Here is a 22621-nt window from a genome sequence, read left to right as displayed (position 1 = left end):
ATTACTTCCATGTGATCGAAGCGGTGTAGACGTGGTTGATCTTCTTGTACGTGCGCAGCGTTTTGCAGACGGCGTCCATCGTGGCGCCAGTGTCAAAGAGATCGTCAAGGACAAGCGCGTTCCAGCACCCTTCGTTGGTGATGGACGGGTTGATGCTGAACCGTCCCTCCAATGCGGCGTCCTTCGCCTCGCGGCCGTGCAGGTTCTTGAGTTGCGAGCTGCCTTCGGGCGCGGGCGCCTTGACGATGATGTCGTCGAACACTGGCGTTTTCGTCAGTTTGCCGAGTTCGTTGGCGATCTCACTGACTGGCTGGCGCGCACGCACCGTTGAGGCGGGCATCGGGATAATCAGGTCGATCTTGCCGAACAACGGCAGCAAGGATTGCTGCACTTGCGCTGCGAGCGGCTGCACCTGATTCCAATCGGCTCGATATTTAAGCTGGTATAGCGCCTCGCCGGGCTCTGAGCGCGTCGTGTCAAATCGAGGGTGGCCGTATTCGTCGTCGCCTAGGTAGACGCTCGACAGCGTATGCTTGTGGAGCGCGTAACCGAGATCCCAACTGCCTTCGAGTTTTCGAACCTGAACCTGCATGACGAAAAGTGTTCCTTGCAGGCTCCTCCGGAACGCTGCCTGCGGGGCCACGATAGATTTATACAAAATATTGTATGGGCGCAAGAGCTTCATGGCAGCGTCCTTAATGGCATCCGAAGCTCCCAAGTGCGCGAGAAGCGTTGCCTAGAGGCTTGACTGAATGCATACTGTTGCATAAGGTTGCGGTATGTCACAGAATGATGCCCCTGATTTCCTAACCCTTGCCGAGGCCGCCGAGTATGTCGGTGTCTCGAAGGACACGCTTCGACGGTGGGATGCCTCCGACAAGCTCAAGCCGGTGCGTCGTCCGGGAAGCGGCTATCGCTTCTATCGGCGACCCGATCTTGAACCCTTCCGGCTCGAGTATCGGCGAGCCGAACAGGCTGCCGACGAGCCAGACCACATGTTTCAGACCCTTACCGCGGACATTGAGGCGAACCCCAAGATCCGCGAGCCGCAGCAGGGCGCCCACCGGGCAGTACGGACCCACTTCGAAGCCTCGAACGAGCCGGTGATCCTGCAGATTCCTGTCGGGTGCGGAAAGACCGGCGTCATTGCGACATTGCCCTTCGGCGTCGCCAAAGGCCGCGCGCTCGTCATCACACCGAATTTGACGATCCGGTCGGGCGTCGCGGAGTCGCTCGACATCAGCAACCCGAAGAATTTCTGGCGGAGAACGGGGGCGCTCCACGATTTTTCGGCGGGGCCATTCCGGGCTGTCTTGGATGGCGTCGACGCCAATCTCCACGACTGCAACGCGAGCCAGTTCGTCGTGACCAACATCCACCAATTGGCTAGCTCGGCCGATCGCTGGCTCCCGCAGTTTCCACCGAACTATTTCGACATGATCATGATCGACGAGGGCCACCACAACGTGGCCCCGAGCTGGGCGAAGGTCTTCGATCGTTTTCCGAACGCCAAGGTCGTCAGCTTGACGGCGACGCCGTTCCGGGGTGACGGAACGCGGCCGGTCGGCAAAGTGATCTATCGCTACCCCTTCACCCGGGCGATGGTGAAGGGGTACATCAAGCAAATCCACTCCCGGAACGTCGCGCCGTCAGAGCTGTCCTTCACCTACCGCGACGATACGAAACGGCACACCTTGGAGGAGGTGATGGCCTTGCGGGAACATGCATGGTTTCGACGTGGTGTCGCGTTGGCGCCGGAGTGCAATCGCCACATCGTCGACGCCAGCATCAAATACCTCCAGGAGCTGCGTGAGCGCAGCGGTTTCCGCCACCAGATTATCGCCGTCGCCTGTTCAGTCGACCATGCCCGCCAGGTGCGCGGGCTGTATGAAGAGCGGGGCCTGAAGGCGGCCGAAATCTACGGTGAGATGGATCGAGACAAGCAGGACGCGGTTCTTGCCGATCTGCGCAGCGGCAAGCTCGACTGCATCGTGCAGGTGCAGATGCTCGGCGAAGGCTTCGATCATCCGCCCCTGAGCGTGGCGGCCATCTTCCGGCCGTTCGCAAGCTTGTCGCCTTACATCCAGTTCGTCGGGCGCGTGATGCGCGTCGTCCATGAGGCGAAGCCCGACCACCCGGACAACCACGCCTTCGTGGTCTCCCATGTGGGCTTGAACACCGACGCCCATTGGGACGATTTCCGCGAACTCGATTTCGATGACCAGGCGATGGTCAAGAAGTGGCTGGAGGCCGGTGACGAGAATGGCGATGGCGACGGATCGGGCGAGCCTCGTCGCTTCGACATCGGGATGCTGGTCGATAACGAGATCGTCGGCTCGTTCATCAATCGGTCGTTCCTTGATCCAGAAGATGATCGCGTTCTGGAAGAGATGCTGGACCATGAGATCGGCGCGGGCCTGCGCCTGCGCGACGTCATCGCGAAGGACAAGCTCAGGGAGACGCTGCGCCGAAAGCAGGAAGAGCTGTCCCAAGTCAGCAGTGCGGGCGACCTTCCGGTGCAGCCGCAGGCGCGGCGGGTTGGCGCGCGCAAGCGACTCTCCGAACGCACGGGCTCCGTCGTCGCCCGCATTCTCAAGGATCTGAAACTCTCGCCCGCCGGCCGAGAAGTCGGCCAGCGCGATAAGACCGTCGCAGGGCGTGATAACCGGGCTGCCGTTACGTCGCTGCTGAACAAGGCGATCAACGAACATCTCGGGATCAAATCTGGGAGCCGTAAGGCGCCTGACGCAGGCGACAACGAGGACGCACTGGCTGCGCTCGACATGCTGGGAGACAGTGTGCGCGACGCCCTGAAGGGGAAGAAGGATGGCTAAAGTCAGGGACATTCTGATCGACGTGAAGATTGAGCAGGCACAGCGCCAGCGCAAATGCCGGAGGAATAGCTCACACGTCATTGCGAAGGGCGAGTGGTGTCTCGTTGTTCGCACAAACGCGACCAACGATGACTACAGCTATAGCCGTGACGCCGCAAAGCCCATGCTCGATGCGGCTTGGGCCAAGTTAAAGGGCATCTACGAAGGGTTCGGCATGTCACCGCCCGGGACCTGAAGTGCGGGACCTTCATGACTGCGTGCATGTAAACCTAGCGCGCGACCAACACGAAGCTGGGCGATGATGGATCGGGAACTGAAAAAGCAGGTGCAGGATTTCGAGCGCCAGCTGGATGCGGCGCTTGACGCGCTTCCAACGCGAGGCTGGTCAGGCACCAGCGCGCTCCGACTCGCGTCGGAGCTTCACGAGATCGGCGCCCTCAAGAAGGGTATCGATGAGGTGGGCTACATTGATCGCGGCTATTCGATACTCGCGGACCGCTTCGTTTCGGGCGAGGATGGTGCCGCGTCGGATATCGAACGCGAGACCGACCAGAGACAGATGATGGAGGACCTCGTCTTCGCGTCGCATTTCTACATGATCCGCGAGTACCTATATTACTCGTACAATGTTGCCGGCGCGATGAGTTGGTCGTTTCAGAACGGACGGGTCGAGATTCGGTTCGCGGACAAATCGATCCCGCGGCAGTTTTTCACGGTCCACAATGATCAGTTGCTCGGGTCGAAGCATCACTTCCGCGACTTCAACCACTCGGAAGAGATTCTGCGCCTGCTCAAGGATGAGCCGGAGGGCGTAGTCACGTCCAATCTGGAAACGGCCGAGCCGCTGATACGCGGAGAGGCTGATCTCAAGCTCGCTGCCTATTTTTCCCTGATATCGCCCGACAGCCAGATCGATCTGGGTGGATACACCTACGAGCAGTTCCTGAGCGTCTACCGAATGCTGCTGATGAAGGCGCTCTACCACCGCTATTTTGCGCGCGCGCAGGACGCGGTCGGCGCCGTCTACATGCCGGAAACAGATCTGCTCCACGGGATCGAGGAGGATCTGGGCATCGGCCCTGATACCACGCGCAAGATCCTGAAGGACATGGTGTACGACCGCGACGCAACGGCAGGACGGGTCGATGCGAGCTATTTCTCGCTGATGCGGGAGGGGGAGCCGGATGGCAGGATCGTCATGCGGCCGCATCATTTCGCGATCGCGGAGGGGCTGGTGAACGTGCTGCGCGTCATCGCCCAGCGGCGCCCGAACACCTTCCTCGAGCAAGTCAGCAACGAGATCGGCAGCGCGTTCGTCCGACGCGTCAAGTCGGCGTGGGAGGCGGAGGGCTTCATCTGCCACAGCGAAGTGTCGCTGCGCGAATTCGACGCGACGTTGCCGGATATCGACCTGCTTGTAATCTCGGTCGAGCCGACGCTCGGCTATATGATGTTCGTGTGCGAGCTGAAATGCCCAGTGCCGCCGCGCTGGGCGAAGGATCAGCTCAAGGTGCTCAACAAGGATAGCGTGTCCAAGGCCTTCCGGCAGGTGGAGGTGCTGAAGCGCTTCATCCAAACCGAGGACGGCATGCGTTTTCTCTCGCGGATGCTGCCGAAGGAAGGCCATCCGCACTTCAAGGGCTTTGTCGTCGGAATCGAGCACCTGATCATCACCTCCGACAATGCCGGCATGTTCTTCGGTGCCGAGAACACCAGGGTGATCAATTTTCGCACGCTCGAGCGGCTACTACGGCGTTCCGATGGCGACCTAGCTCTGATTCAGCATGTGCTGCGGACCTACCCAGAACATGCCGATGAGGCGCTGGTTACCAAAATGATCGAGTTTCAGCTCGGTTCGCTGAGCGTTGCCTATGAGGCCGTCACGGTTAGCCCGCTGCTCGAATTTCCGCAGGGCCGCTGGCGCAGCGACCCTGAGCGCGAGGCGATGATTGATGCGTTTGTTGCGGACGGCATGCATCCGTTCGATGTCTTTGAGCACCGGCTACCCGATCTTGTCGTCTTGGATCACAGCCGGGGCGGCGACAAGGGCGGTAACTGACGGGGGAGCGATCCGTGGAGGGAAGACTATTATTTGTGACGCCCCCAAGCGCATGGAATAGGATCGTCAGTGGGTAGTTGGTAGGTACTCGTGGTCGGTCTTTGGATTCGTTGTTGTCACCTCCTAAGCGAATGGCTGCATTCGAAGATTCCCTAGCTAGTCTTGAATGACCAAAAATGGGGTGGAAAGCAGACGTGCCTATTTAGGTGGGGTATAGAGGGCTATGGAGTAGATATAGTTCTCATCGCTATCTCGCATGGCCCGCCACCGCGGTTGTCTGACTGCGCCCCCTGCGGCCCTCCACGCTCCGACCCCGCGTGCGTTGCCAGCTCCCGGCGCACGTGAGAAGAGACCGGGCGAACTCCAAACCGCTGATCGGTCTCCATGCGCCCTCCCCGCCCGCCACGCGACGCCGCCTCCAAGCCGTGGGAGAAACGCGGCCCGCGGCCGGGACCGCAGAAATACGGCCCGCGTGATTTCCCGCGCGACCATGACGGGCCCGTCACGCTCTACGGCTTCCATTCCGTGGTCGAGGCGCTGTCGAACCCGAAGCGCAAGATCATCAAGCTGATGGCGACCGAGAACGCCCTCGCCCGGCTCGCGGAAGCGAACGTGCCGACGCGGGTGGAACCGGAGATCGTGCGGCCGGGCGCCATCGACCGGCTGCTGACGCCGGACTCGGTGCACCAGGGCCTCTATCTCGAAGCCGAAGCGCTGCGCATCCCGACGCTGAAGACGATCCCGACCGACGGCCTCGTGCTGGTGCTCGACCAGATCACCGACCCGCACAACGTCGGCGCGATCGTCCGCACGGCCGCCGCTTTCGCGGTGGACGCCATCGTCACGACCGCGCGCCACAGTCCGGAGGCGACCGGCGTGCTGGCGAAAAGCGCGAGCGGCGGACTGGAGCACGTGCCGCTGATCCTGATCCAGAACCTCGCCCGCGGCCTGGAAGACCTGGAAGAGCGAGGCTACCTCAGGATCGGCCTCGACTCGGAAGGGCCGGCGACGCTGGACGACACGCCGCTCGGCTCGGGCGGGGTGGCGCTGGTGCTGGGCGCGGAAGGCAAGGGGCTGCGTCAGCTCACCCGCCAGACCTGCGACGTGCTCGCGCGGCTCGACATGCCGGGCGCCATCAAGAGCCTGAACGTCTCGAACGCCGCGGCGATCGCGCTGCATTGCGTGCGACGGAGCAAGCCCCCGACGGCGGGCTGACGGTCGGGACGCACGCGGGGTCGTTCCGGGCGAAGTCCCGGAACCCATACCCCCGCCGTCTAAGGTTCAATTAGCCTCGGTTCCGGGTCCCCAAATGGGCGCCAGGATCTATCTGCGCCCGCCGGGCTTATGGGCCCCGGGACTTCGCCCGGGGCGCGACCGCCGAGCTTGGAGGCTCCGGCCACGCAAACCCGGGCAAGCATTCTCTCGAGCCTCCCTCAGCGCGGCGGGAACTGGTTGATCCGCGTGCCGATGTCGCTCTGCACGCGCGGAGTCGAGACGCTCGGGGCGGCCTGCGAGCGGTAGCGCCGCGCGCGTCCGATGGCGTCGTAGGTCTCCGGGCGCCCGGGCACGTTCAGGCGACGTCCGTAGCCGTCGTAGCGTGGAGGCTCGTAGCGTGGCCGCCGTGCGGGCTGCGCCTGCATCTCGACGCGGGGCGCGGCCCTGCCGCGCCGCCAGTCCCGGTCCGCCTTGGTCGCCGGTCGCGTGATCGTTCGCGGGTTTTGGTCGTAGGGCTCGCCGATGATCGACTTCGGCCGCTCGACCGCGCCCGCTGGCGCGGCGACCGCCAGCACGCCGGTCGATAACAAAAGCGTGCACAAAGCTTTTCTGAACGCCTCATTCATCTTTTAGCCAATCGACGGGGGGTTTCGGCGACTTGTACTTATGGCGTGGGCTTTTGTGCGCCACCCTGACAACGATTCCATCGGGCGTACCGATCCCGGATCCAATTGACGACGTCTGCGGACGTCCCGGCCGCTTGGCCGGGCGAAGCGGGGCGAAAGCAAAAAGAGCGCGAAGGCCGCAAGCGATCGAGCGGCCATCAAAACACGTCAACGCAACGCCGTCCGAGGGCGGCGATCGCCTGCGCGTCGCGCGAGGCGGTGAACGAGGGGAACGCTCATGTCCGTCGCAAGTGCGACCACCGCAGTCGACGCCAAACGGCCGATGACGAAGGAGGAGAAGAAGGTCATCTTCGCCTCCTCGCTCGGCACCGTGTTCGAGTGGTACGACTTCTATCTCTACGGATCGCTCGCGGCGATCATCGGCGCGCAGTTCTTCAACGTGCTCGGGGCGGACGGCAAGCCGCTCTACGACGAGTCGACGCGCAACATCTTCGCGCTGCTCGCCTTCGCGGCGGGCTTCATCGTCCGTCCGTTCGGCGCGCTGGTGTTCGGGCGCATCGGCGACCTTGTCGGCCGCAAGTACACCTTCCTCGTCACCATCCTGCTGATGGGCATCTCGACGTTCATCGTCGGCATCCTGCCGGGCGCGGCCACGATCGGCTTCGCGGCGCCGGTGATCCTGATCATCCTGCGTCTCGCCCAGGGCCTCGCGCTCGGCGGCGAGTACGGCGGCGCAGCGACCTACGTGGCGGAGCACGCCCCGCAGGGCCGGCGCGGCTTCTACACCTCGTGGATCCAGACCACCGCGACGCTCGGCCTGTTCCTGTCGCTGGTCGTGATCCTGACCACGCGCACGATCGTGGGCGAGCAGGAGTTCGCCGCCTGGGGCTGGCGCATTCCGTTCCTGGTCTCGGTGCTGCTGCTCGGCGTGTCCGTCTGGATCCGTCTGCAGCTCAGCGAGTCGCCGGCCTTCCAGAAGATGAAAGCGGAAGGCACCGGTTCGAAGGCGCCGCTGAAGGAGAGCTTCGGCGAGTGGAAGAACGCCAAGATCGCGCTGATTGCGCTGCTCGGCCTCACCGCCGGCCAGGGCGTCGTCTGGTACACCGGCCAGTTCTACGCGCTGTTCTTCCTGCAATCGATCCTCAAGGTCGACGGCTACACGTCCAACCTGCTGATCGCCTGGTCGCTCGTGCTCGGCACCGGCTTCTTCGTGTTCTTCGGCTGGCTGTCGGACAAGATCGGCCGCAAGCCGATCATCCTCGGCGGCTGCCTGATCGCGGCGATCTGCTTCTTCCCGATCTTCAAGCAGATCACCACCATCGCCAACCCGACGCTCGAACGGGCGATCGAGTCCGTTCAGGTGGCGGTCGTCGCCGACCCCGCCGAGTGCGGAAGCCTGTTCAATCCGGTCGGCATCAAGAAGTACACGGCGCCCTGCGACGTGGCCCGCGACTTCCTCTCGAAGTCTTCGGTGAAGTACACCAGCGAGGCGGCTCCGGCCGGCACGCCGACGACGGTCCGCATCAACGGACAGTCCCTGCCCTACGCGGCGGGGCCGGCGACCGCGGAGACCAACAAGACCGTGCTCGCGTCGCTTCAGGCGGCGGGCTACCCGAAGGCGGGCGACGCGCAGATCGTGAAGATGGCGCATCCGTTCGACGTGTTCCGCGCGCAGACCGGCGGCATCATCCTGATGCTGTTCGTGCTCGTGCTGTTCGTGACGATGGTCTACGGACCGATCGCGGCGGCTCTGGTGGAGCTCTTCCCCACCCGCATCCGCTACTCGTCGATGTCGCTGCCCTACCACATCGGCAACGGCTGGTTCGGCGGACTGCTGCCGGCCACGGCCTTCGCCATGGTGGCCGCCACCGGCGACATCTACTACGGCCTCTGGTACCCGATCGTGTTCGCGATCATGACCGTGGTCATCGGCCTGATCTTCGTGCCGGAGACCAAGGACCGCGACACCAACACCTACGACCACGCCTGATCGCTTCAGGCTGAGCGTCGCGACGAGCGCCCCCGCGTCCGAAAGGATGCGGGGGTTTCGCGTTCGGGGCGCGCCCCCGCGTCCCGGAGTCGCGACCGGAGCCGGTCGTGCTAAGACCGCCCGGACGCTATGGTCCCGCGCCCGTTTCTCTTCTTTTCTTCGCCGAGCCTTCATGATCGCCGAGAACGCCGTCGTTATCTTCACCGAGAAAGCCGACTGGCACAGCCATGGCCTCGCCCGCGCGGTCGAGCGCGAGGGGCTGCGGCCGCTGATCCGGTCCATGACCGAGTGCGGCTTCGACCTCGCGAGCGGACGGCCGGGCCTCGTGATCCCCGGCCTCGAGGGCCGGCTGCCGGCGGCGATCTTCGTGCGGCTGATCCCGGCGGGCACGACCGAGCAGATCACCGCGCGGCTTGGCTTTCTCCATGCCGCCCGCGCGATGGGGGTCGCGGTGGTCAACGACGCCCGCGCGATCGAGGTCTGCGTCGACAAGAGCATGACGACCGCCATGCTCGCGATGAACGGGCTTCCCACCCCCCGCACCATGACCGCCGAGCGTCCGGCCGACGCGGATCGCGCGCGGCTGACGATCGGTGGCGACGTGGTGCTGAAGCCGCTGTTCGGCGCGCAGGGCAAGGGGCTGATGCGGCTCGCGCCCGACGACGCGTTGCCTGCCCCCGAGGAGGTCGGCGGCCTCTATTACCTGCAGGAGTTCGTACCGAGCCGCGGTTCGGCCGCCGCCGGCGGCGCGCACGACTGGCGCGTGTTCGTGCTGGGCGGTCGGGCGATCGGCGCGATGATCCGACGTTCGGACGGATGGGTGACGAACATCTTCCAGGGCGCGCAGGGCGAGGCCGCGCCGACCGACGGCGAGGCGGCCGCGCTCGCCGTCCGCGCCGCGGCGGCGGTCGGCGCGGACTACGCCGGGGTCGACCTGATCGAGGCCGAGGACGGCCGCTTTCTCATTCTCGAGGTCAACTCCATGCCCGCCTGGAAGGGGCTGACGACCGCGACGGGCGTCGACGTGGCGGCGGCGCTCGCCGGCGACCTCGCGGGCCGGCTGGCGCGTCCCGATGCCGCCTGAGGGCGGGCTCACGCTCTCGGAGGCCGCCGAGGATTTCCGCGCGGCCTGCCAGGCCGAGCTCAACGCCTTCAAGCCGGGCAACGTCCACGTCTTCCGCGCCGGCCACGGCATGACGGTCGCGACCTTCGAACGCGCCGCCGAGGTCGCCGCGGTGCGCCTCGTCGCCGGACGGACCGTCGGCGAGCGTATCGAGAGCGCGGTCAAGGCGTCGCTCGCCGCCGTGGGCTGCAACGCCAATCTCGGCATCCTGCTGCTCGCGGCGCCGCTGGTCGAGGCCGCGTTCACGTCCGGCCCGAACGAGCCTCTCCGGCTCGCGCTCGCCCGCGTTCTCGGCCGCCTGACCGTGGACGACGCCGCCGCCGCCTACCGGGCGATCGCCGCGGCGGACCCCGGCGGGCTCGGCCGCGCCGAGAAGCACGATGTGGCGGCGACGCCGACGATCACGCTGCGCGAGGCCATGGCGGCGGCCGCCGACCGCGACCGCATCGCCCTGCAGTACGTCACGGACTTCGAAGACGTGTTCGCCGCGGCGGCGGCTTACGAAGGCCACAACGAGACGCGCGAGACGGTGGAGGACGTCTACCTCGGACTGCTCGGCCTGTTTCCGGACAGCCATGTCGTGCGCAAGTTCGGCCCCGAGGTCGCCGAGCGCGTCCGCAAAGAGGCGTCCGCCTTCGCGACGCGCCTCGACGTCGAGCTGGACCGCGACCGCGCGCTCGACGCCTTCGATCTGCATCTCAAGGCCCAGGGCATCAACCCGGGGACCACCGCCGACCTTACGGTCGCGGCGGTGTTCGCCGCGAAGCTGCAAGCGCGCGGCTGAGCGTCGGGCCGTCGAGCCGCCCGTCATGCAGCGCGCTCGCCGCAAGGACGCCCGCGACGCCGAGGTCGGTCAGCGCGTCGAGGTCGCTCGCGTCGCGGACGCCGCCCGCCGCGTAGACCTTCCGGCCCTCGGCCCGCGCCAGCACTTCGGTCAGCCGCTCGACGTCCGGACCCGCGCCGGCGCCCACGCGCGCCAACGTCATGACGATCACCCGATCGGGCCACAGCTTCGCGCTGTCGTGGATCTCGGGCGGCCCCATGCGCCCGGACGCGTCGTGATCGAGCGAGAGCACGGAGGGGCCCGCGGCCAGCGCCCGTTTCAGAGCGAAGACGTCGGAGAACGATTCGGAGCCGATGACGCTGACGCCTGCGGCGCGGGCGGCCCTCCGACGCAACGCCAGGATGTCGGTCTCGCCGCGGTCGACCCAGATCTCGAGATCGCGGAAGGCCGCGCGCAGACCGTCGATGACGGCGTCGTGGGACCCGCGCCGGCGGATGGCGTCGAGGTCGGCGATGTAGAGGGTGCGAAACGGCGCGAGCCCGAGAAGCGCGGCGACGATCGCCAGGGGATCGGCGCCCGCGACCAGGCTCGACTGGATCGGACGGTAGGCGTCGCGCTCGCCGCGCCGGGCGTGCACCACCTGCCCGCCCATCAGGTCCAGCACCGGGATGACTTCCAACCTCGCAGCGCCTCCGGCCCGCTCATGGTTCCACACGCGCCCCGCCGCCTCTATGGTCCGGCCGACTCGGGCGAAGGACCAACGACGTGCGCGTCTTCCTGTGCGAATTCGTAACGGCCGGCGGCCTTCGCGGCGAGCCCCTGCCCGCGTCGCTCGCGCGGGAAGGCCGGATGATGCGCGACGCGATGCTCGTCGACCTCCGCGACATCCCCGGCGTGTCGGTCGCAACGACGGTCGACGATCGCCTGCCCGCGCCTGACGGCGTCGACGCTCGGCCGATCGCCGCCGGCGACGATCCCTGGACGCTGTGGCGCGCCATGGCCGCGGCGGCCGACATCGCATGGATCGTGGCGCCGGAGACCGACGGGGCGTTGTTCAGCCTCGCGACGCTTTGCGCGGACGCCGGGGCGCTGGTGCTGGGCCCGACGCCGTCTGCGATCGCCCTCACGACATCCAAGCGCGAGACCGCCCGAAGGCTCGCCGAAGCGCGCATCGCGACACCCGAAACCTACCCGCTCGGCGCGCTTCCTAAGGGTCTCGCCGGCCCCTTCGTCAGCAAGCCGGACGACGGCGCCGGCTGCGACGACACCCGGCTCTGGGAGGAGCGGCCGTTCGCGCTCCCCGGCGACCATGTCGTTCAGCCCTATGTCCACGGCGTCGCCGCGAGCCTCACGGTCCTCGGCGTCGGGGGCGGCGCCCGGCTGCTCGCGGCGAATCGCCAGCATGTGACGCTGGACGATGGGGCCTTCGCCTTCGAGGGCCTGGCGGTCGGGGCGCTCAGCGACGCGGACGGCGAGCTGGCCGAGCTTGCGGACGCCGTGGCCGCGGCGATTCCAGGCCTCGAAGGGCTGTTCGGCATCGACGTCGTACTGACCCCCGACGGCCCCGTGGTGATCGAGGTCAATCCGCGCATGACCACGGCCTATGTCGGGCTGCGGCGCTCGCTCGGACTCAATCCCCTGCGCCTTTTGCCGCCCTTCGCCGACGGCTCCGTTGCGGCGCCCGAGCGCACCCTGGCGGTCGAGGTGCGGCCGTGACGGCGATCGTCGGGCTCGACGTCGGCGGCGCGCATCTGAAGCTGGCGCGGCTCGGGGCCGAGGGGCGGCTGGAGGCCGTGCGCATCGCCGCCTGTCCGCTCTGGAAGGGTCTCGACCGGCTGGAGGCGGCTCTGGACGAGATTGCCGCCGACATTCCGGCGGCCGCCGCCTGCGTCGCCACCATGACCGGGGAACTCGTGGATCTCTGGCCCGACCGCGCGGCCGGCGTCGGCGCCATCGCCGAAGCCCTCGCGGCGCGGTTCGGGGCCGGGCGGCTGATGATCTATGCCGGCGCCGCGGGGTTCATCGCCGCCGCCGCTGCGGGCGCGCATGTCGACCAGGTCGCCTCCGCCAACTGGCGCGCGACGGCGGAGGCGCTGGCCCGAACGCGCGACGCAGGCCTTCTGGTCGACGTGGGGTCGACCACGAGCGACCTCATCCCCTTCGCGGGCGGCGGCGTGCTGGCCCGCGGCGCGACCGACGCCGCCCGCATGGCGGCGGACGAGCTCGTCTATCAGGGCGTGGCGCGCACGCCGGTCATGGCGCTGAGCACCCGCCTGCCCTTCGCCGGCGCCTGGGTAACGCCGATGGCCGAGCATTTCGCCACCAGCGCTGACGTCCACCGTCTGACCGGCGACCTGCCCGAGGGCGCGGATCTGCACCCCGCCGCCGATGACGGCCCCAAGACGCCGGAGGCGAGCGCCCGCCGGCTGCTGCGGATGGTCGGCGCGGACCTCGACGCCGCGACACGTACGGACGCCGAAACGCTTGCGCGCTTTCTCGCCGAGGCGCAGCTGCGCCGTCTCCACGACGCTGCGCTCGGCGTGCTCACTCGCCCGGAGGCGCGGTCCATCCGGACCGTCGTCGGGGCCGGCGCGGGGCGTTTCCTTGCGAAACGAGTGGCGGAGCGGCTCGGTCTCGGCTATCGCGACCTCGGCGCGGCTTTCGCGGAGACGGGCGGGTTGGCGGAAGCCGCGGCCGATTGCGCGCCCGCCGTCGCCGTCGCCCGTCTTTGGGCCGCCCGCGGCCGTTGAAACCGGACGCCGCCCTTACGAGTTCGAGACAGATGAGCGATCGCATCTTCCTTCGTGGCGTCCAGCTTCACGCCCGCCACGGCGTGTTCGAAGAAGAGCGCCGCCTCGGCCAGCGCTTCATCGTCGACGTCGACTACTGGGTCGACATGACGGACTACGCCCGCACGGACGATTTCCGCGGCGCGGTCTCCTACAACGACGTCTATCTGACCCTGATGGAGATCGCAGGCGGCGAGCCGGTCAACCTGATCGAGACGCTGGCGGAGCGGATCGCCGCGGCCCTGCTCACGCGCTTCGCTCCGATCGAGGTCGTCCGCGTGCAGGTCCACAAGCCTTCCGCGCCGATCGCCGGCGTGTTCGGCGACGTCGGCGTCGACATCACCCGCCGCCGCGGCGGGGCTTGAGGCCGTCGTGGTCGAGATCGGACTGGGACTCGGCAGCAACGTCGGCGACAAGGTCGAGAACCTGCACGCCGCCATGGCCCAGGCCTTCGACGGCTCGAGGATCCGCTTCGTCGCCGCGTCTTCGATCTGGCGCACCGCGCCCTGGGGCTACGTCGACCAGGACTGGTTCGCGAACGCCTGCGCGGTGGGCCAGACGGAGATGACCCCCGAAGAGGCGCTGGTCTGGACGCAGAGCGTCGAGCAGGACCTCGGCCGCGCCAAGACCTTCCGCTGGGGTCCGCGGACGATCGACGTGGACATTCTCTACCTCGGCGACGCCAAGATCGCCTCCGAGCGCCTGATCGTGCCGCACAAGGAGATGTTCAACCGCGCCTTCGTGCTGGCGCCGCTGGCCGAGATCCGGCCCGAGCTGGTGCTCGACGGCGTCTCGATCGCCGCCGCCGCCGCGGCGATCGACCGCCAAGGGCTGGAGGTCATCGCGCCGCCCTGGACGCCCGCGGGCTAACGGGCCTGGTGGCCGCTACTCCGCCGCCTGCGGCAGGAACGTCGGGCCCCTCTCGGCCAGGAAGCCGCACATGGCCTCGGCCGGCGGCGTCAGGCGCTTGGCGGTGCGGCGGACCACGTACCACTGCCGGATGATCGGCAGCCCCGCGACGTCCAGCCGCGCAATCCGCCCGTCGGCGAGCTCCGCGGCGACCGTGTGCCCCGAGATGAAGGCGAGTCCAAGCCCCGCGATCACCGCCTGCTTGATCGTCTCGTTCGAGCCGATCTCCATCCCGATCTTCGGCTTCACCCCTTCCGCCTCGAACAGGCGCTCCATGAGCCCGCGCGTGCCCGAGCCCGGCTCGCGCATCAGGAAGGTCTGTCCGGTCAACGCCGTCGGCTGAAGCCCGACACGGCCTACAAGAGGATGGTCCGGCGGCGCGATGACGATGTGGGGATGATCCCCGATCACCGTGCGAACGACTTCGAGGTCCTCGGGCGGACGGCCCATGATCGCGACGTCGACGGCGTCGGCCCGCAGAAGCTCCAGCACGTCGGCGCGATTGCCGACGGAGAGCGTGACGTCCACGCCGGGATGGGCGCGGCCGAAGGCTCCCAGCGCCATGGGGGCGAAGTACTTCGCGGTCGAGACGATCGCGACCGAAACGCGGCCGCCGGCCAGCCCCTTCATCGATTCGATCGCCGCCATGCAGTCGTTGATCGCGCCCTCGATCCGGGCGACGGCGGCCACCACCTCGCGACCGGCGTCCGTCGGGCGGAACCGGTCGCCGCTGCGGTCGAGCAGCGGCACGTCGAGCGAGGCCTCCAGCAGCTGCACCTGCATGGTGACGGCCGGCGGGGTGACGTTCAGCTTGCGCGCCGCGGCGCTCACGGATCCGCTCTCCGCGACGGCGGCCAGGGCGCGAAGCTGTTTCAAGGTCAGGGCGCGGATCAAGTTTTCAGACATGCTGAAGGCGACATTTAGTTTGTTCGCCTTTTCTGAGCAATGCGCTAGACGATCTGCTGCCGCGAGACGCCTGTCTCATGGACGCGTGAACGGGCATCATGCGAGAAAGACGCATTAGCTGGAGCGGAAGACGCCTGTGACCGAACGCACGACCCTCGACGCCTATCTCACCGCCTGGGCCGGCGCGGACGCCACGCGTGGAGCCGTGTCCGAAACGATCCACGCCCTGATGGGCGCCTGCACGACCATCGCAGACATCGTCGGCCATGGCGCGCTCGAGGGAGCGATGGGGGCCGCGACCGAGGCGACGAACGCCGGCGGCGACTCGCAGAAGGCGCTCGATCTTCGCACCCACGACATCGTGGTCGCGGCGCTCAAGGACACGCCGGTCGCCCGTATCGGCTCCGAGGAGGCCGACGACGAGGTCGTGTTCGACGACGCGCGCCCGCTCGTGGTCGCGACCGACCCGCTCGACGGCTCGTCGAACATCGAGACCAACGTCTCCATCGGCACGCTGTTCGGCATCCTGCCGAACACGGGCGAAGCGTCCTTCCTGCAGCCCGGCTCGAAGCAGTTGGCGGCGGGCTTCGTGGTCTACGGCCCGGCGACCGTGCTGGTGCTGACGGTCGGAGCCGGCACGCAGGTCTTCACGCTGGAGCGTGACAGCGGCGACTACGTTCTGACGGACGCCGACGTCGCCATTGCGCGCGAGACCAAGGAATACGCCATCAACGCCTCGAACCAGCGCCACTGGGACGCGGCGGTGCAGGGCTACGTGATGGACTGCCTCGCCGGCGTCGAGGGACCGCGCGAGAAGAACTTCAACATGCGCTGGGTCGGCTCGCTGGTGGCGGACGTGTTCCGCATCTTGGTGCGCGGAGGCGTCTATCTCTACCCGGGCGACGACCGCAGCGGCTACGCCCAGGGCCGGCTCCGGCTGGTCTACGAGTGCAACCCGATCGCCTTCGTCTGCGAGCAGGCGGGCGGCGCGGCGACCACCGGGACCGAGCGCGTGCTGGACGTGATCCCCGCCTCGCTCCACGTCCGTTCGCCGCTGGTCGCGGGCTCGGCGGAAGAGGTCGAGCGCGTCACTCAGTACTACGCGGAGCCGCCGCGCCGCTCGCCGCTGTTCGCGAAGCGCGGCCTGTTCCTGGCCTGAGCGGACGATCGCCGGAACGCCCATGTCCGTCAGACATCCGATCATCTCGGTCACGGGCTCGTCCGGGTCCGGCACGACCTCGGTGCGCGACACCTTCGAGCAGATCTTCCGCCGCGAACACATCGCGGCGGCGTTCATCGAGGGCGACGCCTTCCATCGCTACGACCGGGTGGAGATGAAGCGCGAGGCGCGGAAGGCGGCTGCGGGCGGCGATCCGCACTTCAGCCATTTCGGCCACGCCGCGAACCTGCTCGAGGAGCTCGAACAGACCTTCGCGAGCTACGCCCGGAGCGGACAGGGCCGGACGCGGTTCTATGTCCACGACGAGGTCGAGGCGCAGAAACACAATGCGCTGGTGGGCACCTTCACGCTCTGGGAGGACCTGCCCACCCCCACCGACGTGTTGTTCTACGAAGGCCTGCACGGGGCGGTGGTCGCGGACGGGGTCGACATCGCCCGCCATGCGGACCTGAAGATCGGCGTCGTGCCGGTCATCAACCTCGAGTGGATCCAGAAGATCCATCGCGACAAGCGCGACCGCGGATACTCCACCGAGGAGGTCACCAAGACCATCCTCCGCCGCATGCCGGACTACGTGAAGTACATCTGCCCGCAGTTCTCGGCCACCGACATCAACTTCCAGCGCATACCGACGGTCGACACGTCCAACCCGTTCATCGCCCGCGCCATTCCGACCGCCGACGAATCCATGGTGGTGATCCGCTTCCGCGATCCGAGCGGCATCGACTTTCCGTATCTGCTCTCGATGGTGCACGACAGCTTCATGTCGCGCGCCAACTCCGTCGTCATCCCGGGCAACAAGCTCGATCTCGCGATGCAGCTCATCCTGACGCCGATGATCCACCATCTCGTGGACCGGCGGCGCCGGGCGCTCTGCGGCGCCTGACGCCGCTACGGTCTGTACGCCGCAGGCCGGGCGGTCTAAGGGGATGCCGCAGCGCAGCGAAATCCGATCCGAGACGTTCCATGGCCGCCATCACCATCGCCCCCTCCATCCTCTCGTCCGACTTCTCCCGGCTCGGGGAGGAGACAAAAGCGGTCGTGGCCGCAGGCGCCGATTGGGTCCACCTCGACGTGATGGACGGCCATTTCGTGCCCAACATCACCTTCGGCCCCGAGGTGGTGACGCGGCTCAGGCCCTGGACCGACGCGGTATTCGATTGCCACCTGATGATCGCGCCCGCCGATCCCTACCTCGAGGCTTTCGCGAAGGCCGGCTGCGACGTCATCACCGTGCACGCGGAGGCCGGCCCGCACCTCGACCGGTCGCTGCAGGTGATCCGCGGCCTTGGCAAGAAGGCCGGCGTGGCGATCAATCCGTCGACGCCGGAAAGCGCGGTCGCCTATGTGCTCGACAAGGTCGACTTGATCCTCGCAATGACGGTGAACCCCGGCTTCGGCGGCCAAGCGTTCATCCCCGAGGTTCTCGATAAGATCAAGCGGATCAAGGCGATGATCGGCGATCGTGACATTCGGCTTGAAGTCGATGGCGGCGTGACGCCCGAGACCGCCGCGCTCTGCGCCGCCGCGGGGGCCGACGTCCTGGTCGCGGGCTCCGCAGTGTTCAAGGATGGCCCTGAGGGCTACGCCCGCAACATCGCCGCGATCCGCGCTTCGGCGGACGCCGCCGCCTGATGCCGCTCGAGGCCCTGATCTTCGACGTCGACGGCACGCTGGCCGAAACGGAGGAGACCCATCGCCGCGCGCTCAACGACGCCTTCGCGGCCTTCGACCTGCCCTGGAGCTGGGACCAGCCGACCTACCGCCGTCTGCTCCGGATCATGGGCGGAAAGGAGCGGCTCCGGCATTTCATCGAGCACGACCGCCCGGAGAAGGCGGACGACGCGCTCGCCCGCCTCGACGAACTGCACGCGGCGAAGAACCGGCGCTACGCCGAACTCGTCCACGAAGGCGGGGTGACGCTTCGGCCCGGCGTCGCGCGGCTGATCGCCGAGGCGCGCGAAAAAGGCCTGACGCTTGCGATCGCCACCACCACCAGCCAGGCGAACGTCGAGGCGCTGCTCGTGAAGACGCTGGGCCCCGAAGCCCTCGGCTGGTTCTCGGCGATCGCGGCGGGCGATCTCGCGCCCGCAAAGAAGCCGGCGCCCGACATCTTCCTGCTCGCGCTCCGGCAGTTGGGTCTGCCCGCGTCGGTCTGCGTCGTGCTCGAGGACACCGTCTACGGACTCCGGGCCGCGAAGGCCGCGGGGCTCGCCACGCTCGTGACCCCGAGCTTCTACACCGACGATCAGGATTTCTCGGCCGCCGACGCGGTGTTCGACACGCTCGGCGAGCCTGACGCCCCGGCCCTCCATCTCGCCGGCGCGGGCGTCGGCCGGACGCTGGTGACGGTGGACGTTCTGCGGTCTCTGGTCGCCTAGGGTCTGCCGTCGATCCTCGCGATGCGCCGCCTCACCCCGCATGGGCGCAGGCGCTTTGATGCGCCGCGACGATCGAGGACAGACCCTCAGAGTTCGGCCGCTGTGGCGCAACTGGGTGTGCCCTGCAGTTCCTTCAGCCGGTGGGGACAGTTCGCGCAATAGCCTTCGAACTCCGGCAGAAGATGCCGCAAACAGCAGACGTTTCTCCAGCGATCAATCGCATCGCCGACGTCGACGTAGCGAACGGGCGCGTAGAACCGGTTGCGGCCGCCGTCGGGACGTAACGGCTCGGTCACCAACGGCCGTCCCCGCGCCGTCGCTTCCGGAAACTGGTCCGGCCGCTTTTCCATTTCCTGAAGCACGTACTCGAAGAAATTGGCCGCGTTGTTCCAGAGCACCTTCGGCGAGATTTTCGCGACGGCCGACAGCGCCGAGACAACCGGCGCCACCTGGCCGTCGATCAGCTTGTCGAAACGCTGGAAGGCGCAGTCGTAGGACCGCCCCTCGCCCTGATGCGGCACGACGATCGCGGCCGGGAGACCATGCTCCATCACCAGCCGCGTCTCATCGAGGCTGACCGGCAGGTCGATCTCCAGCGCGAGGCTTGCGACCACCGCCCCCGTCATCGCCACATAGGCGTGCTGCATCGACCAGAGCGAGACCAGTCCGCGGCGATCCTCGTCGCCGTAGGTTCGGGCTGCGATCGCCAGAGCGGCGTCGAGCCCCTCGCGTGACACCGCCTCACGCATCGGCACCGACGGTCGAGGATCGTCAGGCAGCACGGTGAGCGCCAGGAACGGCTCCCACTGCCCGGAAAAGATCGGCCTTAGCGCCTCGATCATCGGGAGACGCCGCGCGACTCAGTGTTGGGACGGATCCGCTGGCGCATGCTGTTCCTCAGCCTCGATCAAGCCGATAACAACCGCTTCGCGGCCTGACAATCCGGCGACGAACACTGTGATCGCTTCAGAAACGTTCCAGCCGAGGACAGCCACGTCCCCGCCCCGTTTGCGCCTTGATCGAGGCCGATGGCGTAGCCGCGCAGGGGCGCTGTTCGCCCGCCGTGGAAGCCTCGCCGATCTGGTGAGCGTTTGTCGCGCGCAAGCGACAGCGGTCGTCGCCTGGACGTGCGAAGACTGCTGCGTGACGCGTCAGGAACGAGATCGCATTTGCGTACCATCACCGCTTCCGGAAAGGCCGCCGCGATCCTCCTCGGAGCGCTCGCGCTGTCGGGCTGCGCCGACAAATGGGACCGCCCCGCGCTCGGAATCGATGCGCCTGGGCGGTGGAAGGACGATTCGGAGAGCCGGCCGGTCTGGCCTGCAGCCGACTGGTGGCGCGGCTTCGGCTCCGCCGAGCTCACCCGTCTGATCGAGGAGGCCGAGCGGTCGAACCAGGACATCGCCCAGGCGAAGGCCCGCATCGAGCAGGCGGACGCCCAGGTGCGCATCAACGGCGCCTCGCTTATTCCGCTGATCAGCACGTCGGGGGACAGCAGCCTGCAGAGGTCGGCGGGCTCGAGCCGGCTCATCGGCGGCCTTCAGGCCCAAGGGTCCGCCAGCTACGAGATCGACTTCTGGGGCAAGAACCGTGCGAACGTGATCTCGGCCAAGGCCTCGGCGCTGTCGAGCCGCTTCGGAGCCGAAGTCATCGCGCTTTCGACTGTGACGAGCGTGGCCGACACCTACTTCGCCCTCATGGGGGCGCAGGAGCGGCTCGCCATCGCGCGCGGCAACGTCAAGAGCGCGCAGACGATCTTCGACGCGATCCAGGCCCGCGTGGAGGTCGGCACCGCGAGCGCCCTCGACCGCGCCCAGCAGCGCAGCGTCCTCGACCAGCAGAAGGCGACGATCCCGTCGATCGAGCAGGAGATCCGGACCAACGAGACCGCGCTCGCCTTGCTGCTCGGGCGGCCGCCGGTGCGGGTCGACATCAAGGGCGGGCGGCTCGCCACCCTGAAGACGCCGAAGGTCGCGCCGGGCATTCCCTCGCAGGTGCTGGCGCGGCGGCCGGACGTGCGCGAGGCGGAGGCCAACCTCACCGCGACCGACGCCGACGTGACCGCCGCCCGCGCCGCCTTCCTGCCGTCCTTCAACCTCACGGCCCAGGGCGGCTTCGAGAGCGTCGCGCTGCGCACGCTGTTCTCCTCGCAGTCGACGTTCTATTCGCTCGGCGCGGGACTGACCCAGCCGATCCTGAACCCGCAGCTTCCCGGCAATCTGGATCTCGCCAAGGGCCAGTACCGCGAGAACCTGTTCGCCTACCGCCAGACGACGATCCAGTCCTTCGTCGACGTGGAGAACGCGCTGATCTCCGTGCGCAAGACGACCGAGCAGGAGCGGCTGCAGCAGGCGGCGGTGAAGAGCGCGCGCGAGGCCTACGACATCGCGCAGGCGCAGCTTCGGGAGGGCGCGGTCGACATCACCACCGTGCTGACGACCCAGCAGACGCTGTTCTCCGCGCAGGACACGCTGGTCAACGTGCGGCTGTCCCGGTTCCAGGCCATCGTCTCGATGTTCTCGGCGCTTGGCGGCGGCTGGGCCGCGTCCGGAAAACCGCCCGGCGCAGGTCCGGTGATCGCGGCGGCGACCGCAGGAGCCCCGGCCCGATGAAACGGCTTTTGACGTTCGTTCTCGTCGCCGCGCTCGGCGTCGCGGCCTGGATCTACTGGCCCACCCTCACCGCCCTCATCGGGGGCCAGGGCGAACAGGAGCAGGCCGTGCGCCGCGGCGGCCGGCGCGGCGGCGACCAGCCGACGCCTGTGATCGCCGCCGTCGCCAAGCGCGAGAACGTGCCCGTGACGCTCGACGGCGTCGGAACCTTCCAGGCGCTGAACACCGCGACCGTGCGCGCCCAGGTCGACGGCATCATGGTCGAGGTCGCCTTCCGGGAAGGTCAGGACGTGAAGGCCGGCGACGTGCTCGCCCGGATCGACCCCTCGACCTACCAAGCCCAATATGATCAGGCGGTCGCCCAGAAGGCGCAGTACGAAGCGCAGCTCGCGAACGCCGAACGCGATTTCGAGCGCTACCAGCGGCTCGCCAAGAACGACTTCGGCTCGCAGCAGCAGGCCGAGACCGCGAAGGCGAGCGTCGCCCAGCTGCAGGCGCAGGTCCGCTACTACGCGGCGACCATCGACCAGGCGAAGGCTACTCTCGACCGCACGGTGGTGCGCGCGCCGATCGACGGCCGCACCGGCGTGCGGGGCGTCGATCAGGGCAACTACGTCACGGCGGGCGACACGACGGGCATCGTGACGATCACCCAACTGAAGCCGATCTCCGCGGTCTTCACACTGCCGCAGCAGAACATCCCGACCGTGGTTCAGGCGATGGCGCGGGGGAAGGTCGCTGTGGAGGCAGTCGCGGGCGACGGGACGTCGCTCGACGCCGGAACGCTCGACGTCATCGACAACCAGGTCGATCAGACCACGGGCACCGTGAAGCTGAAGGCGAGCTTCCCCAACGACAAGATGACGCTGTGGCCGGGGCAGTTCATCACGGTGCGGGTGTTCGCGGACGAGCTGAAGGACGTGGTCACGACCCCCGGCGCGGCGGTCCAGCAGGGACCAAACGGGCCTTACGTGTTCGTCGTCCAGCCGGACGAGACGGTGGCCCAGCGCGAGGTGACGGTCGGCCGGCAGAACGCCGAACTCGCCGTGATCGAAGCCGGCGTCCAGCCCGGCGACAAGGTGGTGACCACCGGTTTCACCCGCCTGCGCGACGGCTCGAAGGTGACGCTCGGAGACGATGCGCCCGTCGCGCCGTCCGCCTCCGACCGCAGGCCGAACCGCCGGGCGGCGGCGGGCGAGCCGTGACGGGCGGC

21 protein-coding genes are annotated in these 22621 nt (G+C 67.6%); 16 read left to right on the top strand and 5 right to left on the bottom strand.

Annotated features, from left to right (window positions below; all coding sequences use genetic code 11):
- Position 1: 1 nt before the first annotated feature.
- The gene (locus tag JOD31_RS00325) at positions 2 to 685 is read right to left on the bottom strand and encodes a ComF family protein (RefSeq protein ID WP_246482286.1); all 684 of its coding nucleotides are present in this window, start codon (positions 683 to 685) and stop codon (positions 2 to 4) included.
- Between the two features lie 94 nt (positions 686 to 779).
- Between JOD31_RS00325 and JOD31_RS00320 the strand changes: the two genes are divergently transcribed.
- The 3 genes from JOD31_RS00320 (at position 780) to JOD31_RS00310 (ending at position 6108) form a co-directional block, all read left to right on the top strand.
- Positions 780 to 2834: a DEAD/DEAH box helicase gene (locus tag JOD31_RS00320; protein ID WP_204948338.1), complete on the top strand. Its 2055-nt coding sequence runs from the start codon at positions 780 to 782 to the stop codon at positions 2832 to 2834.
- Between the two features lie 298 nt (positions 2835 to 3132).
- Complete coding sequence (locus tag JOD31_RS00315; protein ID WP_204948337.1) at positions 3133 to 4893, top strand: hypothetical protein; 1761 nt, start codon at positions 3133 to 3135, stop codon at positions 4891 to 4893.
- Positions 4894 to 5277: 384 nt separating this feature from the next.
- Positions 5278 to 6108: a TrmH family RNA methyltransferase gene (locus JOD31_RS00310; RefSeq protein ID WP_204948336.1), complete on the top strand. Its 831-nt coding sequence runs from the start codon at positions 5278 to 5280 to the stop codon at positions 6106 to 6108.
- 218 nt (positions 6109 to 6326) lie between these two features.
- On the opposite strand, the gene JOD31_RS00305 is transcribed toward JOD31_RS00310, so the two are convergent.
- Positions 6327 to 6683, bottom strand: a complete 357-nt coding sequence (locus JOD31_RS00305) for a hypothetical protein (RefSeq protein ID WP_204948335.1) — start codon at positions 6681 to 6683, stop codon at positions 6327 to 6329.
- A gap of 328 nt (positions 6684 to 7011) precedes the next feature.
- Here JOD31_RS00305 and JOD31_RS00300 point away from each other — a divergent pair, with 328 nt between their 5' ends.
- The 3 genes from JOD31_RS00300 (at position 7012) to JOD31_RS00290 (ending at position 10631) form a co-directional block, all read left to right on the top strand.
- Positions 7012 to 8724, top strand: a complete 1713-nt coding sequence (locus JOD31_RS00300; RefSeq protein WP_204948334.1) for an MFS transporter — start codon at positions 7012 to 7014, stop codon at positions 8722 to 8724.
- A 172-nt stretch (positions 8725 to 8896) separates the two neighbouring features.
- Complete coding sequence (locus JOD31_RS00295; RefSeq protein WP_204948333.1) at positions 8897 to 9808, top strand: ATP-grasp domain-containing protein; 912 nt, start codon at positions 8897 to 8899, stop codon at positions 9806 to 9808.
- Complete coding sequence (locus tag JOD31_RS00290; RefSeq protein WP_204948332.1) at positions 9798 to 10631, top strand: triphosphoribosyl-dephospho-CoA synthase; 834 nt, start codon at positions 9798 to 9800, stop codon at positions 10629 to 10631. Before JOD31_RS00295 ends, JOD31_RS00290 begins: the two co-directional genes overlap by 11 nt.
- Here JOD31_RS00290 and JOD31_RS00285 read toward each other — a convergent pair.
- A complete protein-coding gene (locus JOD31_RS00285; protein WP_204948331.1) occupies positions 10585 to 11310 on the bottom strand; it encodes a HisA/HisF-related TIM barrel protein in 726 nt (241 codons plus the stop codon). The genes JOD31_RS00290 and JOD31_RS00285 overlap by 47 nt on opposite strands.
- Positions 11311 to 11396: 86 nt before the next feature.
- Between JOD31_RS00285 and JOD31_RS00280 the strand changes: the two genes are divergently transcribed.
- The 4 genes from JOD31_RS00280 to folK are packed head-to-tail and all read left to right on the top strand — an operon-like array spanning position 11397 to position 14290.
- Complete coding sequence (locus JOD31_RS00280; protein WP_271206136.1) at positions 11397 to 12347, top strand: ATP-grasp domain-containing protein; 951 nt, start codon at positions 11397 to 11399, stop codon at positions 12345 to 12347.
- Entirely contained in the window at positions 12344 to 13381 is a 1038-nt protein-coding gene (locus tag JOD31_RS00275; RefSeq protein WP_204948330.1) for a hydantoinase/oxoprolinase family protein, read from the top strand. The genes JOD31_RS00280 and JOD31_RS00275 overlap by 4 nt, the downstream gene beginning before the upstream one ends.
- Positions 13382 to 13413: 32 nt before the next feature.
- Entirely contained in the window at positions 13414 to 13785 is a 372-nt protein-coding gene (folB, locus tag JOD31_RS00270) for a dihydroneopterin aldolase (protein ID WP_204948329.1), read from the top strand.
- Positions 13786 to 13792: 7 nt separating this feature from the next.
- Positions 13793 to 14290: a 2-amino-4-hydroxy-6-hydroxymethyldihydropteridine diphosphokinase gene (folK, locus tag JOD31_RS00265; RefSeq protein WP_204948328.1), complete on the top strand. Its 498-nt coding sequence runs from the start codon at positions 13793 to 13795 to the stop codon at positions 14288 to 14290.
- Between the two features lie 15 nt (positions 14291 to 14305).
- Here the strand turns inward: folK and JOD31_RS00260 are convergent, their stop codons facing one another.
- Positions 14306 to 15235: a LysR family transcriptional regulator gene (locus JOD31_RS00260; RefSeq protein WP_204948327.1), complete on the bottom strand. Its 930-nt coding sequence runs from the start codon at positions 15233 to 15235 to the stop codon at positions 14306 to 14308.
- 136 nt (positions 15236 to 15371) lie between these two features.
- On the opposite strand from JOD31_RS00260, the gene JOD31_RS00255 reads away from it, so the two are divergent.
- The 4 genes from JOD31_RS00255 to JOD31_RS00240 all read left to right on the top strand — a co-directional run bounded on the left by JOD31_RS00255 (position 15372) and on the right by JOD31_RS00240 (position 18796).
- A complete protein-coding gene (locus JOD31_RS00255) occupies positions 15372 to 16394 on the top strand; it encodes a class 1 fructose-bisphosphatase (RefSeq protein ID WP_204948326.1) in 1023 nt (340 codons plus the stop codon).
- A 22-nt stretch (positions 16395 to 16416) separates the two neighbouring features.
- Complete coding sequence (locus tag JOD31_RS00250) at positions 16417 to 17301, top strand: phosphoribulokinase (RefSeq protein ID WP_204948325.1); 885 nt, start codon at positions 16417 to 16419, stop codon at positions 17299 to 17301.
- An 80-nt stretch (positions 17302 to 17381) separates the two neighbouring features.
- The gene (rpe, locus tag JOD31_RS00245; protein ID WP_204948324.1) at positions 17382 to 18050 is read left to right on the top strand and encodes a ribulose-phosphate 3-epimerase; all 669 of its coding nucleotides are present in this window, start codon (positions 17382 to 17384) and stop codon (positions 18048 to 18050) included.
- Positions 18050 to 18796, top strand: a complete 747-nt coding sequence (locus JOD31_RS00240) for an HAD-IA family hydrolase (protein WP_204948323.1) — start codon at positions 18050 to 18052, stop codon at positions 18794 to 18796. Before rpe ends, JOD31_RS00240 begins: the two co-directional genes overlap by 1 nt.
- Before the next feature lie 86 nt (positions 18797 to 18882).
- Here the strand turns inward: JOD31_RS00240 and fhuF are convergent, their stop codons facing one another.
- Entirely contained in the window at positions 18883 to 19638 is a 756-nt protein-coding gene (gene fhuF / locus JOD31_RS00235; protein ID WP_204948322.1) for a siderophore-iron reductase FhuF, read from the bottom strand.
- A gap of 327 nt (positions 19639 to 19965) precedes the next feature.
- On the opposite strand from fhuF, the gene JOD31_RS00230 reads away from it, so the two are divergent.
- Positions 19966 to 21408 carry an efflux transporter outer membrane subunit gene (locus tag JOD31_RS00230; protein WP_204948321.1) on the top strand — a complete coding sequence of 481 codons (1443 nt, stop codon included), beginning with the start codon at positions 19966 to 19968 and terminating at the stop codon, positions 21406 to 21408.
- Positions 21405 to 22613 (top strand): efflux RND transporter periplasmic adaptor subunit, encoded by a 1209-nt coding sequence (locus JOD31_RS00225; protein WP_204948320.1) that lies wholly within the window; start codon positions 21405 to 21407, stop codon positions 22611 to 22613. Before JOD31_RS00230 ends, JOD31_RS00225 begins: the two co-directional genes overlap by 4 nt.
- Positions 22614 to 22621: the final 8 nt, after the last annotated feature.

Origin of the sequence: Methylopila capsulata (assembly GCF_016907975.1) — a bacterium.
Classification (GTDB): Bacteria; Pseudomonadota; Alphaproteobacteria; order Rhizobiales; family Methylopilaceae; genus Methylopila; species Methylopila capsulata.
The sequence above is the reverse complement of the archived record's forward strand: the minus strand, read 5'-3'. Positions and strand labels throughout refer to the sequence as shown.